The 14,826-nt window shown below is 65.0% G+C and carries 14 protein-coding genes; 6 read left to right on the top strand and 8 right to left on the bottom strand.

The features are described 5' to 3' along the window. Positions 1 to 28 precede the first annotated feature (28 nt). From mrdA (GW587_RS29305) to GW587_RS29275, 7 genes are all read right to left on the bottom strand, one after another. Complete coding sequence (mrdA, locus tag GW587_RS29305) at positions 29 to 2,017, bottom strand: penicillin-binding protein 2 (RefSeq protein WP_166108440.1); 1,989 nt, start codon at positions 2,015 to 2,017, stop codon at positions 29 to 31. Beyond that, positions 2,014 to 3,138 (bottom strand): rod shape-determining protein RodA, encoded by a 1,125-nt coding sequence (rodA, locus tag GW587_RS29300; protein ID WP_166108439.1) that lies wholly within the window; start codon positions 3,136 to 3,138, stop codon positions 2,014 to 2,016. The genes mrdA (GW587_RS29305) and rodA (GW587_RS29300) overlap by 4 nt, the downstream gene beginning before the upstream one ends. Next, on the bottom strand, positions 3,138 to 4,250 hold the full coding sequence (gene rodA / locus GW587_RS29295; protein ID WP_166108438.1) for a rod shape-determining protein RodA: 1,113 nt from the start codon (positions 4,248 to 4,250) through the stop codon (positions 3,138 to 3,140). Before rodA (GW587_RS29295) ends, rodA (GW587_RS29300) begins: the two co-directional genes overlap by 1 nt. Before the next feature lie 13 nt (positions 4,251 to 4,263). Next, positions 4,264 to 6,327 (bottom strand): penicillin-binding protein 2, encoded by a 2,064-nt coding sequence (gene mrdA / locus GW587_RS29290; RefSeq protein ID WP_166108437.1) that lies wholly within the window; start codon positions 6,325 to 6,327, stop codon positions 4,264 to 4,266. Positions 6,328 to 6,342: 15 nt separating this feature from the next. Then, complete coding sequence (gene mreD, locus GW587_RS29285; RefSeq protein WP_166108436.1) at positions 6,343 to 6,855, bottom strand: rod shape-determining protein MreD; 513 nt, start codon at positions 6,853 to 6,855, stop codon at positions 6,343 to 6,345. Then, positions 6,852 to 7,982 carry a rod shape-determining protein MreC gene (gene mreC, locus GW587_RS29280; RefSeq protein ID WP_166108435.1) on the bottom strand — a complete coding sequence of 377 codons (1,131 nt, stop codon included), beginning with the start codon at positions 7,980 to 7,982 and terminating at the stop codon, positions 6,852 to 6,854. The genes mreD and mreC overlap by 4 nt, the downstream gene beginning before the upstream one ends. Positions 7,983 to 8,074: 92 nt before the next feature. Next, on the bottom strand, positions 8,075 to 9,118 hold the full coding sequence (locus GW587_RS29275) for a rod shape-determining protein (protein WP_008445008.1): 1,044 nt from the start codon (positions 9,116 to 9,118) through the stop codon (positions 8,075 to 8,077). A gap of 269 nt (positions 9,119 to 9,387) precedes the next feature. On the opposite strand from GW587_RS29275, the gene gatC reads away from it, so the two are divergent. From gatC to GW587_RS29245, 6 genes are all read left to right on the top strand, one after another. Next, positions 9,388 to 9,690, top strand: coding sequence for an Asp-tRNA(Asn)/Glu-tRNA(Gln) amidotransferase subunit GatC (gatC, locus tag GW587_RS29270; RefSeq protein WP_166108434.1), 303 nt, complete (start codon positions 9,388 to 9,390; stop codon positions 9,688 to 9,690). Between the two features lie 52 nt (positions 9,691 to 9,742). Further along, positions 9,743 to 11,215, top strand: a complete 1,473-nt coding sequence (gene gatA / locus GW587_RS29265) for an Asp-tRNA(Asn)/Glu-tRNA(Gln) amidotransferase subunit GatA (protein WP_166108433.1) — start codon at positions 9,743 to 9,745, stop codon at positions 11,213 to 11,215. A gap of 22 nt (positions 11,216 to 11,237) precedes the next feature. Continuing rightward, positions 11,238 to 12,698 carry an Asp-tRNA(Asn)/Glu-tRNA(Gln) amidotransferase subunit GatB gene (gene gatB / locus GW587_RS29260; RefSeq protein WP_166108432.1) on the top strand — a complete coding sequence of 487 codons (1,461 nt, stop codon included), beginning with the start codon at positions 11,238 to 11,240 and terminating at the stop codon, positions 12,696 to 12,698. Positions 12,699 to 12,831: 133 nt separating this feature from the next. Continuing rightward, positions 12,832 to 13,050: a DUF433 domain-containing protein gene (locus GW587_RS29255; RefSeq protein WP_371875662.1), complete on the top strand. Its 219-nt coding sequence runs from the start codon at positions 12,832 to 12,834 to the stop codon at positions 13,048 to 13,050. After that, the gene (locus GW587_RS29250; RefSeq protein WP_207393693.1) at positions 13,040 to 13,354 is read left to right on the top strand and encodes a hypothetical protein; all 315 of its coding nucleotides are present in this window, start codon (positions 13,040 to 13,042) and stop codon (positions 13,352 to 13,354) included. Before GW587_RS29255 ends, GW587_RS29250 begins: the two co-directional genes overlap by 11 nt. A 9-nt stretch (positions 13,355 to 13,363) precedes the next feature. Next, the gene (locus GW587_RS29245) at positions 13,364 to 13,588 is read left to right on the top strand and encodes an ATP-binding protein (protein WP_166108460.1); all 225 of its coding nucleotides are present in this window, start codon (positions 13,364 to 13,366) and stop codon (positions 13,586 to 13,588) included. Here the strand turns inward: GW587_RS29245 and GW587_RS29240 are convergent, their stop codons facing one another. Further along, complete coding sequence (locus tag GW587_RS29240) at positions 13,589 to 14,812, bottom strand: MFS transporter (protein WP_166108430.1); 1,224 nt, start codon at positions 14,810 to 14,812, stop codon at positions 13,589 to 13,591. Between the last annotated feature and the right edge of the window lie 14 nt (positions 14,813 to 14,826).

Raw genomic sequence — 14,826 nt, 5'->3', positions numbered from 1 at the left:
CTTCGGTCCATCCGCATGGTGATCATCCTCATGGTTTCTTCTGCGCCGGTGGCGGCGCGCGCTCCAGCTCAATCGCGGCGGCCTGCTCCTCCAGCGTCTGCCCTTCCACCGGCAGCACGGTCTCGGCGTCTTCCTTCTCCACCTTGGTCGTATCCTTGCCCGCCGGGCGCTTGCCCAGCAAATAATAATCCAGCGCCTTGCGCACGATGGGCGCCGCATGCTCGCCGCCCTTGCCCGCGTTCTCCACCACGATCGCGATCGCGATGCGCGGCTTGTCGGCCGGCGCGAAGGCCGTGAACAGCGCGTTGTCGCGCAAGCGTTCCGCCAGTCGCGCGGCATTGTACTTCTCGCCCTTCCTGATCGTGATGACCTGCGCCGTGCCGGTCTTGCCGCCCACCGTGTAGCCGGCGCCGCCGAAGGCGCGGAAACCGGTGCCACCCGGCTCGCTGGTCACGCCGACCATCGCGTTCTTGACGAAATCAATGTTCTCCCGCTTCAGCGGAATGCGATAGCTTTCCTTCGCCACCGTCAGCGTCCGCGCCCGCGTCGCACCGTCTTCGACGATCTTGACCAGGTGCGGCTTCATCACCACGCCGTCGTTGGCCAGGTTGGCCACCGCATGCGCGATCTGCAGCGGCGTGTAGGCGTTGTAGCCCGAACCGTTGCTGACCGAGATGGTATCACCACCCACCCACTTGCCCGCCGCACCTTTGAAGCGCTTGCGCTTCCATTCCTGCGACGGCAGCACGCCGGACTTCTCGTTATCCAGGTCGATGCCGGTTTTTTCACCGAAGCCGAACGGCTGCATGAAATCGTGGATCGCGTCGATGCCCATGTCGTGGCCGAGCGCATAGTAGTAGGTATTGCAGGACACGATGATCGAGCGGCGCATGTCCACCGAACCGTGGCCGCCGACCACGTCGTCATTGAATTTGTGGCCGCCGAGGTAGTAGTAGCCGGGATCCGGCGTGGTCTGGCCCGGCGTGCGCTTGCCCAGCTCCAGCGCCGCCAGCGCCATGAAGGGCTTGAAAGTGGACCCGGGCGCGTAGGTGCCCGACAGCGGCCGGTTGACCATCGGCCGGTCCAGCGAAGTATTCAGCTCGTTCCAGCTTTGCGCGTCGATGCCGTCGACGAACAGGTTAGGGTCGTAGCCGGGCCGCGAGACGTAGGCCAGGATGTCGCCGGTCGACGGCTCGATCGCCACCAGCGCGCCGCGCCGGTCGCCGAAGGCCTCCTCCACCACCTTCTGCAGCGCGATGTCGATCGACAGTATCAGGTTGCTGCCCTGCGTCGCTCCGGTGCGCGACAGGGTGCGGATGGCGCGGCCGCCGGCCGACACTTCGACTTCCTCGTAGCCGGTCTTGCCATGCAACTGCTGCTCGTAGCTTTTCTCCAGGCCCTCCTTGCCGATATGGTCGGTGCCCTTGTAGTTGGCGGCGTCGTCGCCGTCCTCGATGGCGGCCGCCTCGGCGCGGCTGACGCGGCCGATGTAGCCGATCACGTGCGACGCGGTTTCGCCCAGCGGATACTGGCGGAACAGGCGCGCCTGCACCTCGACGCCGGGGAAGCGGAAGTGCTGCGCCGCGAAGCGCGCCACCTCGTCGTCGGTCAGCCGGGTGCGCAGCGGCACGCTCTCGAAGCCCTTGGATTCCTCCAGCAGCTTCTTGAAGCGCTTGCGGTCCTTGACATCGATCTCCACCAGCGCCGCCAGCTCGTCGATGGTCTGGTCCAGCGACGCCGTCAATTTCGACGGCGTGATCTCCAGCGTGTAGGCCGAGTAATTGCTTGCCAGGACCACGCCGTTGCGGTCGAGGATCAGGCCCCGGTTCGGCACGATGGGCACCAGCGCGATGCGGTTCTCCTCCGCCTTCACCGCGAAGTCCTTGTACTTGATGATCTGCAGCCAGATGAAGCGCGCCGTCAGCAGCGCGAAGCAGATCAGCACCATGCCGCCCAGCGCGGTGACGCGGGCGCGGAAGCGCCGCAGCTCCTGCTCGTTGTCCTTGATCTCCATCATGCGCGCGCTCCCGAGCGCACCGCGCGGCCATGCCGCTGGATGCTCATCAGGATGCCGCCGCCGAGGCCCAGCGTCATCAGCGCGGTGCCGCCGTAGCTCATGAACGGCAGCGGCACGCCGACCACCGGGATGATGCCGCTGACCATGCCCATGTTGACGAAGGCATAGGTGAAGTAGATCATCGTCACCGCGCCGGCCAGCAGCCGCGAGAAAAAGGTCGCGGCGTTGACCGCGATGTGCAGGCCGCGCCAGATCAGCAGCAGGTACAGCACCATCAGCACCAGGTTGCCGGTCAGGCCGAACTCCTCGGAGAACACAGCGAAGATGAAATCGGTGGTGCGCTCGGGGATGAACTCCAGGTGCGCCTGCGTGCCGTGGGTCCAGCCCTTGCCGGCAAAGCCGCCCGAGCCGATGGCGATCATCGACTGGATGATGTGGAAGCCCTTGCCCAGCGGGTCGTGATACGGGTCGATCAAGGTCAGCACGCGCTCGCGCTGGTAGTCGTGCATCACCGCCCACAGCAGCGGCAGCGAGGCGCAGCCGGCCGCCGCCAGCCCGACCATCACCTTCCACGACAGGCCGCTGAGGAAGATCACATAGCAGCCGGCCGCCGTCACCAGCAGCGCCGTGCCCAGGTCCGGCTGGCGCGCGATCAGGCCGGCCGGTATCGCCAGCAGCAGCGCCGCGACGGCGTAGGCGTGCCAGCGCATCTGGCCCTGCTGCCGCTGGAAGAACCAGGCCAGCATCAGCGGCATGGCGATCTTCATCAATTCGGAGGGCTGGATCTGGACGCCGACGTTCAGCCAGCGCCGCGAGCCGCCCTTGACCACGCCGAACAGCGCCACCGCCAGCAGCAGCGCCACGCCCAGCGCGTAGGCCGGCACCGCCAGCCGCATCATCGCCTGCGGCGGCACGTTCGCCACGATCCACATGATCAGGAAGGCAAACAGGATATTGCGCAGCTGGTCCTCGACCTTGCCGGGGATGGCCATGCCGGCCGAGGCCAGCGTCACCAGGCCGACGCACAGCAGCAGCGTGATGATGATGGCCAGCGGCGCGTCGAACACCATCACATAGGGCCGCATCCGCTGCAGCAGCGGGCGGCCGTCGGCGAGGCGCATCAGGTCTGCACCAGTTTGCGGTGCCGTTGGATGCTCATCAGGATGCCGGCGCCCAGGCCCAGCGTCAGCAGCGCGGTGCCGCCGTAGCTCATGAACGGCAGCGGCACGCCGACCACCGGCAGGATGCCGCTGACCATGCCCATGTTGACGAAGGCGTAGGTGAAGTAAATCATCGTCACCGCGCCGGCCAGCAGGCGGGTGAAGAAGTTGGGCGCGTTCCCGGCGATCATCAGGCCGCGGCCGATCAGCAGCAGGTACAGCACCATCAGCAGCAGGTTGCCGGCCAGGCCGAACTCCTCCGAATACACGGCGAAGATGAAGTCGGTGGTGCGCTCCGGGATGAATTCAAGGTGGGCCTGCGTGCCGTGGGTCCAGCCCTTGCCGGTGACGCCGCCCGAGCCGACCGCGATCGTCGACTGGATGATGTGGAAGCCCTTGCCCAGCGGGTCCGAGGTCGGATCGATCAGCGTCATCACGCGCTCGCGCTGGTAGTCGTGCAGCACCGACCAGATCACCGGCAGGCTGGCGGCGCCGGCGATCAGCAAACCCGCCAGCGCCTTCCACGACAGGCCTGCCAGGAAGATCACGCAGAAGCCCGCCGCCACCACCAGCAGCGCCGTGCCCAGGTCGGGCTGGCGCACGATCAGGCCGACCGGCACCGCCAGCAGCACGGCGGCGATGGCATACGATTGCCAGCGCAGCTGGCCGGCGCGGTTCTGGAAGAACCAGGCCAGCATCAGCGGCGTGACGATCTTCATGAATTCGGACGGCTGGATGTCGATGCCGACGTGCAGCCAGCGCCGCGCGCCCAGCTTGATGGTGCCGAACAGCGCCACGCACACCAGCAGCAGCACCCCGATCGCATAGGCCGGCACCGCGATCCGCATCATCATCTGCGGCGAGATGTTGGCCACCACCCACATCACGAAGAACGACAGCACGATGTTGCGCAGCTGGTCCTCCATCTTGCCGGGGATGCCGATGCTGGCCGAGTACAGCGTCACCAGGCTGACCGACAGCAGCATCAGGATGATGAGGGTCAGCGGCCCGTCGAACACGGTGAAGTACGGCCGCAGGCGGCGCCACAGGGAACGCCTTTCGTTGATGCGCATGATGCAGTGGTCCTTATTGTTTTTTCCGCGCCGGCACCGGCGACGCCGGCGCCGTCACGGCGGCCGGGGCTTGCGCCGGGGCCGGGGCGGGTGCCGGGGCCGGCTGCGCGGGTTCGCGCTTGGCTTCGACGGCGGCGGCCGCGGCTTCCACCGCCGCCGGCTCCTCGATCGGATCGAAGGCCACCGCGTCCTCCTTCGGCACCTTGGTGGTTTCCTTGTCGGTCGGGCGCTTGCCCAGCAGGTAGAAGTCGAGCGCCTTGCGCGCGATCGGCGCGGCGATTTCCGCGCCCCAGCCGGCGTTCTCCACCACCATCGCCACCACGATGCGCGGCTTGTCGGCCGGCGCGAAGGCGGTGTACAGCGCGTTGTCGCGCAGCCGCTCGGCCAGCGCCGCCTTGTTGTACTTCTCGTTGGCCTTGATCGCCACCACCTGCGCGGTGCCGGTCTTGCCGCCCGAGGTGTAGCCGGCATTGGCGAAGGCGCGGAAGGCGGTGCCGCCGGCTTCGCTGTTGACGCCCACCATGGCGCTCTTGATGATGTCGATGTTTTCCTGCTTGAGCGGGATGCGGTAGCTTTCCTTCGCCACCGTCAGCTTGCGCGCGCGGGTGCTGCCGTCCTCCAGGATCTTGACCAGGTGCGGCTTCATCACCACGCCGTCGTTGGCCAGGTTGGCCATCGCGTGCGCGATCTGCAGCGGCGTGTACGAGTTGTAGCCCGAGCCGTTGCTGACCGAGATGGTGTCGCCGCCGACCCACTTCTGCGTCGCGGCGGTCTTGAAGCGCTTGCGCTTCCATTCCTTGGACGGCAGCACGCCGCTCTTTTCGTTTTCCAGGTCGATGCCGGTCTTTTCACCGAAGCCGAAAGGCCGCATGAACTGCTCGATCGAGTCGATGCCCATGTCGTTGCCGAGCTGGTAGTAGTAGGTGTTGCAGGAGACGATGATCGAGCGGCGCAGGTCGACGTTGCCGTGGCCGCCCACCTTATCGTCGCGGAACTTGTGGCCGCCCAGGTAGAAGAAGCCGGGATCCGGATAAGCCTGGGCCGGATTGCGCTTGCCCAGCTCCAGCGCGGCCAGCGCCATGAAAGGTTTGAAGGTCGAACCCGGCGCGTAGGTGCCGGACAGCGGACGGTTCACCATCGGCCGGTCCAGCGAGGTATTCAGCTCGTTCCAGCTTTGCGCGTCGATGCCGTCGACGAACAGGTTCGGGTCGTAGCCGGGCCGCGAGACGTAGGCCAGGATGTCGCCGGTCGACGGCTCGATCGCGACGAAGGCGCCGCGCCATTCGCCGAAGGCTTCCTCGACCACCTTCTGCAATTCGATGTCGATCGACAGGATCAGGTTGTTGCCCGGCGTGGCGGGCGTGCGCGACAAGGTGCGGATGGCGCGGCCGCCGGCCGATACTTCGACCTCCTCGTAGCCGGTCTGGCCGTGCAGCTGCTTCTCGTAGCTTTTCTCCAGGCCCTCCTTGCCGATATGGTCGGTGCCCTTGTAGTTGGGCGCGTCGTCGGTGGCGTCGATGGCCTTGATCTCGGACTGGTTGATGCGGCCGATGAAGCCGATCACGTGCGACGCGGTTTCGCCCAGCGGATACTGGCGGAACAGGCGCGCCTGCACCTCGACGCCGGGGAAGCGGAAGCGCTGCGCGGAAAAGCGCGCCACTTCCTCGTCGGTCAGGCGGGTACGCAGCGGCACGCTCTCGAAGCCCTTGGATTCGTCCAGCAGCTTCTTGAAACGCTTGCGGTCCTTGACCTCCACCGACACCAGCTTGGACAGCTCGTCGATGGTTTCATCGAGCGTGGCGCTCAATTTGGACGGGGTGATCTCCAGCGTGAAGGCCGAGTAGTTGCGCGCCAGGACCACGCCGTTGCGGTCCAGGATCAGGCCCCGGTTCGGCACGATGGGCACGATGGCGATGCGGTTCTCTTCCGCCTTCACCGCGAAGTCCTGGTGCTTGATCACCTGCAGCCAGATGAAGCGCGCCAGCAGCAGGCCGAAACAGAAGAACACCATCCCGCCCAGCACCGTCAGGCGCAGGCGGAACTGTTGAAGTTCGCGCTGGTTGTCCTTAATCTCCATGCCGGGACCGGGACGTCAGATGGGACGAGTGTGGTCGCGATCGACCGCGCGCCGCTGCGGCGCCAGCAGGATCCAGGTCGCCAAGGGCCACAGGGCAACCGCGACCACGCTTTCGACGAAATAGAACCAGCCCGGGAGTTTGCCGGAGACGAAGAAGCGCACGATCAGCTGCACCGTTTGCGCCAGCACCAGCAGCGGAAACACGTGCATCGCCTGCGTCAGCATCGGGAACCACAGCACCCGGCGGTGCAGCATGATGGCGAAGTAGGACAGCAGCGTGTACGACAGCGCGTTCTCGCCCAGCAGCGTGGAGTCGTGCACGTCCATCAGCAGGCCGAGGAAGAAGGCGGTGCCGATGCCGACCTTGCGCGGCTGATGCACGCCCCAGAACACCAGCACCAGCGCGACGAAGTCCGGCACGCCGACGAAGCCCCCCCAGGGGAGCAGGTTGAGCAAAAAAGCGCAGAACAGGCTGAACGCGATGAACAGCGGACTGACCGGCAGCAGTATGTAATGGGGACGGTTCATCGTGCCGGTTCTTTCGGTTTGGTGGTCGCGGCCGGCGCGGCGACGGCAGCGGCGGCCGGCGCCGTCGTCGCGCCGGGCGTGGCGGCGGCGGGCGCGGTCGCGGCGTCGGCGGCGGGCGCCGGCTTGGGCGCCGGCGGCATCACCGGGATCAGGCCAGGGGGGCCGTTCGCGACCGGCGCGGCGGCGGCCGGCTGCGGATCGACGCCCTCTTTCGGCGCCTCCTTGATCGGCGCCATCTTGTTGTTATGCTTTTTCAGCGCGCGCTGCTCTTCATCCGGCGGACGCGCCGGCATCTCCGGCGTCGACATCAGGATCAGCAGCTGCGTATTGTTGGAGATGCCGGCCAGCGGCTCGCAGATCACGCCGCCGAAGGAACCGGCGGCGCTGTTCTCCACCTGCGTCACGCGCGCCACCGCCAGCCCGGCCGGATAGACGCCGTCCAGGCCCGAGGTGACCACGATGTCGCCGACCTTGATGTCGGCGTTGGGCGCGGTGAAGCGCAGCTCCAGCGCGCCGGACTTGCCGCGGCCATAGGCCACGCTGCGCAAGCCATTGCGCAGCAGCTGCACCGGGATCGCCTGCTCCTTGTCGGTCAGCAGCGTCACTTCCGACGTGAAAGGGAACACCCGCGTCACCTGGCCGACCACGCCCTGGTTGTCGATCACGGGAAGACCGAGCACCACGTCGTTGCGGGTGCCGCGATCGAGAATGATCTTGCGGCTGTTGACGTCGCGCGCGTCGTACAGCACCTCGGCCAGTTGCGACTTGACCGGCAGGCGCTCGCGTGCGTCCATCAAGCGGCGCAATTGGGCGTTTTCCGCCGTCTGGAGCTGCGCCTGCTGCATCGCCTGGGCGCTGGCGATCTGCTGGCGTTTGAGCTCGCGCACCTGCTTTTCCAGCGCCGACAAGGTGGAGAAGTAATCGCCGACGCCCTTGAGGGCGTCGCGCGGCAGCAGCGCCGCCATTTGCAGCGGGTACAACACGGTGCCGGCGGCCTGGCGCACGGTGGCCAGGGTGCGCATGTGCGAGTCGACCAACAGCAGTGCAATCGATATGCACGCGAACACCGTCATCTTGACCCGGGCCGAAGCGCCTTGCTTGAAAAGTGGCGGAGGACTGTATTCCATGACTTCCAAATAATCCGGCGCTCGCGCGCCAACGAGACTGTCAAGTCACCCTAATGCATCGGGGCCGCTGTTGGCGGCCCCGTCTAGTCAGATCATTCGTAGGAGAAGATCGAACCCAGTTGGTCCATCCGCTCCAGCGCCATGCCGGAGCCGCGCACCACGCAAGTCAGCGGATCCTCCGCCACCAGCACCGGCAAGCCGGTTTCCTCCATCAGCAAGCGATCCAGATCGCGCAGCAGCGCGCCGCCGCCGGTCAGCATCATGCCTTTTTCGGCGATGTCGGCGCCCAGTTCAGGCGGCGTCTGTTCCAGCGCGTTCTTGACGGCGGAGACGATGTTGTTCAGCGGGTCGGTCAGCGCTTCCAGGATCTCGTTGGACGAGATGGTGAACGAACGCGGAATGCCTTCGGACAGGTTGCGGCCCTTGACTTCCATTTCCTTGACTTCAGAACCAGGGAAGGCCGAACCGATGGCCTTCTTGATCGCCTCGGCGGTCTGTTCGCCGATCAGCATGCCGTAGTTGCGGCGGATGTAGTTGACGATCGCCTCGTCGAACTTGTCGCCGCCGACGCGCACCGAACCCTTGTAAACCATGCCGCCCAGCGAGATGATGCCCACCTCGGTGGTGCCGCCGCCGATGTCGACCACCATCGAGCCGGTGGCGTCGGAGACCGGGAGGCCCGCGCCTATCGCGGCCGCCATCGGCTCCTCGATCAGATAGACTTGCGAAGCGCCGGCGCCCAGCGCCGATTCGCGGATCGCGCGGCGCTCGACCTGGGTCGAACCGCACGGCACGCAAATGATGATGCGCGGCGAAGGACGGAAGAATTTGGAGTCGTGCACCATGCGGATGAACTGCTTGAGCATTTGCTCGGTGACGGTGAAGTCGGCGATCACGCCATCTTTCATCGGGCGGATCGCCTCGATGTTGCCGGGAACCTTGCCCAGCATTTGCTTTGCTTCTTTACCAACTGCCTGGATCGTCTTCTTGCCGTTCGGGCCGCCTTCCTGGCGGATCGCGACGACCGATGGTTCATCAAGGACGATGCCTTGGCCGCGGACGTAGATCAGAGTGTTGGCCGTGCCCAAATCGATGGCCAGATCGGTGGAAATATACCTGCGTAAAAAACCAAACATGTGTGTCCTGTGTCGCCACTTATGTGCGCGTAAGCCGTTAAAGGGAATCCTGTCGGACGCGGCGGCAGCAATGATTCAGCGCCGGCAACGCATCAACCCGCCATTCTACCTTATAATTTGAATGCGATTTGCCGAAAATCCAGCCAAAAGTGTGATGGCCGAGACCGCAAATACGCGGCATACGCCGACTTTTGCCGGTAAATAGGCAGAACTTCAAGCTTTTATCATAATCACAACCAAACCCGCGCGGCCCATCCGCGCCATTCGCCATGTCCCTGACCCTATCCGACGTAACACGCATCGCCAAACTGGCCCAACTTGAGATGAGCGAGCAGCAATCCGCCACCGCGCTGGAGCAGTTGAACGGCATTTTCGCGCTGGCCGAACAGATGCAGGCGGTCGACACCGACGGCGTCGCCCCGCTGAGCCACCCATTGGCGGCGCACATGAACAATATCGCGCTGCGCCTGCGCGAGGACACGGCCACCGAAGCCAATCGCCGCGAGGACTACCAGGCCGTCGCACCCAAGACCCAGGACGGTTTGTACCTGGTGCCGAAAGTGATCGAGTAAGGACCAGCCGTCACCGCATCCTCCCCGATCACCGAATCTGAATTGAAACGCCATGCACACCAAAACCCTCAAAGAGCTGTCCGCGCTGCTGCAAAGTAAAGCCATCACCGCCACCGAACTGGCGACGCACTTCCTCGACCGCATCGAACAGAGCGAGTTGAACGCCTTCCTCCACGTCGACCGCGCGCTGACGCTGGCGCAGGCGGCCGAAGCCGACGCCCGCATCGCCGCCGGCACCGCCACGCCGCTGACCGGCGTGCCGATCGCGCACAAGGACATCTTCGTCACCCGCGACTGGCGCTCGACCGCCGGCTCGAAAATGCTGGCCAACTATGTCAGCCCGTTCGACGCCACCGTGGTGCAGAAATTCCGCGACGCCGGCATGGTCACGCTGGGCAAACTCAATTGCGACGAATTCGCCATGGGCTCGGCGAATGAAAACTCGGCCTTCGGTCCGGTGAAGAATCCGTGGGACCACAGCGCCGTGCCGGGCGGCTCGTCGGGCGGTTCCGCCGCCGCCGTGGCCGCGCGCCTGGCGCCGGCCGCCACCGGCACCGACACCGGCGGCTCGATCCGCCAGCCGGCCGCGTTCTGCGGCATCACCGGCATCAAGCCGACCTACGGCCGCGTGTCGCGCTTCGGCATGATCGCCTTCGCCTCGTCGCTGGACCAGGGCGGCCCGATGGCGCAAACCGCCGAAGACTGCGCGCTGCTGCTGAACGCGATGGCCGGCTTCGACGAGCGCGACTCGACCTCGCTGACGCCGGAACTGGGCGGCATCGACGAAGACTACACCCGCGAACTGGGCCAGCCGCTGACCGGCCTGCGTATCGGCGTGCCGAAGGAATACTTCGGCGAAGGCCTGTCGAAAGACGTCGAGGACGCGGTGCGCGCCGCGCTGGCGCAATACGTGGCGCTGGGCGCGACGCTGGTCGACATCTCGCTGCCGAACACCGCGCTGTCGATCCCGGCCTACTACATGATCGCGCCGGCGGAAGCCTCGTCCAACCTGTCGCGCTTCGACGGCGTGCGCTACGGCCACCGCGCGGCCGAGTACAAGGATCTGTCGGACATGTACCGCAAGACCCGCGCCGAAGGCTTCGGCGCCGAGGTCAAGCGCCGCATCATGGTCGGCACCTATGTGCTGTGCCACGGCTACTACGACGCCTACTACCTGAAGGCGCAAAAGATCCGCCGCCTGATCGCGCAGGATTTCGAAGCGGTGCTGAACGGCCCGGACGCCGTCTGCGACGTCATCATGGGACCGGTCGCGCCAAGCGTGGCCTGGGACCTTGGCGACAAGTCGGACGATCCGGTCGCCGCCTACTTGGCCGACATCTACACGCTGTCGACCAGCCTGGCCGGTTTGCCCGGCATGTCGATCCCGGTCGGCTTCGGCGCCAAGGGCCGCCCGGTGGGCCTGCAGATCATCGGCAAGCATTTCGGCGAAGCCAAGCTGCTGAACGTCGCCCACGCCTATCAGCAAGCGACCGACTGGCACACCCGCGCTCCGGCCGGAATTTAATAAAAAAGATAGCGAGAACAATATGGAATGGGAAGTCGTCATCGGTCTTGAGAACCACGTGCAGCTCACGACCGAATCAAAAATTTTCAGCGGATCGCCGATCAAGTTCGGCGCCGAAGCCAACACCCAGGCCAGCCCGGTCGACCTGGCGCTGCCTGGCGTGCTGCCGGTGATGAACAAGCAGGCGGTGGACCGCGCGATCCGCTTCGGCCTGGCCGTCGGCGCCAGGATCGCGCCGGCGTCGATCTTCGCCCGCAAGAACTACTTCTATCCGGACCTGCCGAAGGGCTACCAGATCAGCCAGTTCGAAGACCCGGTGGTGATCGGCGGCTCGCTGACCTTCGGCTTTGAGAAGGACGGCGAATTCGTCACCAAGACCGTCAACCTGACGCGCGCCCACCTGGAAGAAGACGCCGGCAAATCGCTGCACGAAGACTACGCCGGCATGAGCGGCATCGACTTGAACCGCGCCGGCACGCCGCTGCTGGAGATCGTCTCCGAGCCGGAAATCCGCAGCGCCGCCGAAGCGGTGGCCTACGCCAAGGCCCTGCACTCGCTGGTGATGTGGCTCGGGGTCTGCGACGGCAATATGCAGGAAGGCTCGTTCCGCTGCGACGTCAACGTCTCGGTGCGCCCGAAGGGCGAGACCGCGCTCGGCACCCGCTGCGAGATCAAGAACCTGAACTCGTTCCGCTTCATCGAGGAAGCGGTGCACGTCGAAGTGCGCCGTCAGATCGAACTGATCGAAGACGGCGGCAAGGTGGTGCAAGCGACCCGCCTGTACGATCCGGACCGCAAGGAAACGCGCGAAATGCGCAGCAAGGAAGACGCGCAGGATTACCGCTACTTCCCGGATCCGGACCTGCCGCCGCTGATGATCTCCGACGAATGGATCGCCAAGGTCAAGGCCTCGATGCCGGAACTGCCGGCCGCGATGCGCGCCCGCTTCGTCAGCGAATACGCGCTGCCGGAATATGACTCGCTGGTGCTGACCGCATCCAAGGCGATGGCGACCTACTTCGTCGCCGTGGTGGAGAAAGCCGGCAAGGAAAACGCCAAGGCCGCCGCCAACTGGCTGATGGGCGACGTCTCGTCGACGCTGAACCGCGAAGGCGTGGACCTGGCTGATGCGCCGGTATCGGCGCCACAGCTGGCCGCGCTGCTGAAGCGCATCGCCGACGGCACCATCTCCAACAAAGCCGCCAAGGAAGTCTTCGCCGGCATGTGGGAAGCCAAGTCCGCCGACGAGAACCTGGTCGACACCATCATCGAAGCCAAGGGCCTGAAGCAGATCTCGGATACCGGCGCGCTGGAAGCGATCGTCAACGACGTCATCGCCGCCAACGAGAAATCGGTGGAGCAGTACCGCGCAGGTAAAGAAGCGGCGCTGAACGCGCTGATCGGCCAGGCGATGAAAGCCTCGCGCGGCAAGGCCAACCCGGCGCAGCTGACCGAACTGCTGAAAGCCAAGCTGGCCGGCTAGCGCGGCCGCTCTACAATTTTCAAGGACGCCACGGCGTCCTTTTTTTTCGAGTTGATATGAGCTTTTTGATCGAGGACAAATTCTATTTTCTCGCTTCGCAGTAATGTGCTAGTCTTAAAAAACGGAGGCAGTGGTGAACAATCAGCACATCAAAAGCGATCCTGAAATCATGAGCGGAGTGCCTTGCTTTAGAGGCACTCGCGTTCCTGTGCAAAACCTATTCGATTACATTACAGGACAGTCGTCGCTGAGTGATTTTCTGGAGGACTTTCCCTCTGTACCTCGCGACACCGCCATAGCAGTCCTGGAGGCGGCGAAGCAGCACTTGCTAGCCGATGCGCTTGCTTCTTGACGAATCGGTGCCAGCCGGCCTGCGCCGCCACTTGCCCGGCCACGTAGTAAGCACCGTTGGAGAAAAGGGATGGAACGGACTAAAGAACGGACTACTGCTTGCACAGGCCGCTACCAGTTTCGACGCATTCATCACTGTTGATAAAAATCTGCCGTATCAGCAAAACTTGAAGACGCTTCCGATCGCCGTTGTCATCCTTGATACCAACTCCAACGAACTGACCGCTCTACTTCCCATCATCCCTAAACTGACGCAAATACTTTCCAGTCTACAACCCCGCGCGGCGGTTCGCGTCTCTGCATAAAAATGGCAACTGTCCCTATGCTTCAGAGTCGACGATGACGGCTCGGAGTCCCCCGTCGATCAGCGCGAACGGATATTCGAACCGTTCCGCCGGTTAGAGCGCGAGCAGGATCACGGCACCGCCGGCTACGGCCTAGGCCTGGCCATCAGCACCAGGGCGATCGCGCTGCGCGGCGGTGTCATCACCGTCGAGGATTCGCCGCTGGGCAGCGCGCGCTTTACGATTGTATTGTAGCTATTTGCGCCGCAGGGTTTCCGGCAGGGTCCACCACAGCAGGCCGGCCAGCGCGTAGGTGGCGCCGCCGATGTACATCACCGTTTGCAGTCCCGCCTCGTGCGCGATCCAGCCCGACAGCAGGGATCCGAACAGCGACACCACCCGGCCCCAGTTGATGATGGACGCCGCCGTCGCCCGCAGATGCTCGGGATACAGCTCGGCGAAATAAGGTCCCCAGATACCGTGGCTGACGATGCAGAAGCCGTAGCAGAAGCCGGCCACACCCAGCGCCAGCGCATCCGGCGGCACGTTCATGTACACCACCGCCACCGCCGACGCCAGCAGGAAGCCCACCAGGTTGGCGCGACGCCCGAAGCGGTCGCCGACCAGGCCCCACACCACCGCGCCCAGCATCGAGCCGACATGCAGCACCGTCATCAGCTTGCCGACCGTGTCGCTCGGGTAGTGATGCACCTCGCGCAGATACGTCGTCACCCAGCCGTTGAAGGACTGGAAGGCGAAGTAGTTCAAGCCCGACATCAGCGCCAGCCGGCCCGTCAGGCGCCAGCGCCCATGCTCGAACAGCTCGCGCAACGCCGGGCGCTGTCCCAGCTTGCGCGCGGCCAGCGTCCGATGCCGGTCCGACGGCACCACCAGCCACACCGCGATCCCGGCGCAGATCGCGCCGCAGCCGCCGATCTGCAACAGATGCTGCCAGTTGCTGGCGTCGTAGTGGCGTCCGGTCCACGACAGCAGCGCATCGCCGCCGTTGTACACCAGTTGCACCAGGCCGGACAACAAGCCCAGCACCGTGGCGGAAAACAGGCCCACGTACACGCTGACCACGCAGCCGAACACGCCGCCGAGGAAGAAGCCCATCACAAAGCGCTGCAGCAGGGCGGTCTGGAAATCGACAACGAACACCACGCCCAGCGCCGCCAGTCCGATCCCGATGCTGATCGCCACCAGCGTGTTGCGGCGGCTGTAGTGATCGGCGATCTGCGACAGGATGATGGCGCCGAACAGCGCGCCGCTGGCCTGCGCCGTGTAGAACGCCGACACCTCGATCCGCGACAACCCCAGCGCCTGCGCGACATATGGCCGCAGGAAGTTCTCGGTGTTCCAGCAGAACGAATAGAACACATAGACCAGCATGATGGCGGCGAAGGTGCCGTAGCGCCGCGCCTTGCTGATTTCAACCGGCACGGCGGCCACCGGGATTACCTTCAGATCTTCAAGCACCGCGTCTCCCTGTA

This window comes from Duganella aceris (assembly GCF_011090165.1).
Taxonomy (GTDB): domain Bacteria; phylum Pseudomonadota; class Gammaproteobacteria; order Burkholderiales; family Burkholderiaceae_D; genus Rugamonas; species Rugamonas aceris.
The sequence above is the reverse complement of the archived record's forward strand: the minus strand, read 5'-3'. Positions and strand labels throughout refer to the sequence as shown.

What these genes read in the sequence shown, in the direction of transcription:
- mrdA (WP_166108440.1), bottom strand. Translation starts at nt 2,017, where the DNA reads ATGATGGAGATCAAGGACAACGAGCAGGAGCTGCGGCGCTTCCGCGCC.
- rodA (WP_166108439.1), bottom strand. Translation starts at nt 3,138, where the DNA reads ATGCGCCTCGCCGACGGCCGCCCGCTGCTGCAGCGGATGCGGCCCTAT.
- rodA (WP_166108438.1), bottom strand. Translation starts at nt 4,250, where the DNA reads ATGCGCATCAACGAAAGGCGTTCCCTGTGGCGCCGCCTGCGGCCGTAC.
- mrdA (WP_166108437.1), bottom strand. Translation starts at nt 6,327, where the DNA reads ATGGAGATTAAGGACAACCAGCGCGAACTTCAACAGTTCCGCCTGCGC.
- mreD (WP_166108436.1), bottom strand. Translation starts at nt 6,855, where the DNA reads ATGAACCGTCCCCATTACATACTGCTGCCGGTCAGTCCGCTGTTCATC.
- mreC (WP_166108435.1), bottom strand. Translation starts at nt 7,982, where the DNA reads ATGGAATACAGTCCTCCGCCACTTTTCAAGCAAGGCGCTTCGGCCCGG.
- GW587_RS29275 (WP_008445008.1), bottom strand. Translation starts at nt 9,118, where the DNA reads ATGTTTGGTTTTTTACGCAGGTATATTTCCACCGATCTGGCCATCGAT.
- gatC (WP_166108434.1), top strand. Translation starts at nt 9,388, where the DNA reads ATGTCCCTGACCCTATCCGACGTAACACGCATCGCCAAACTGGCCCAA.
- gatA (WP_166108433.1), top strand. Translation starts at nt 9,743, where the DNA reads ATGCACACCAAAACCCTCAAAGAGCTGTCCGCGCTGCTGCAAAGTAAA.
- gatB (WP_166108432.1), top strand. Translation starts at nt 11,238, where the DNA reads ATGGAATGGGAAGTCGTCATCGGTCTTGAGAACCACGTGCAGCTCACG.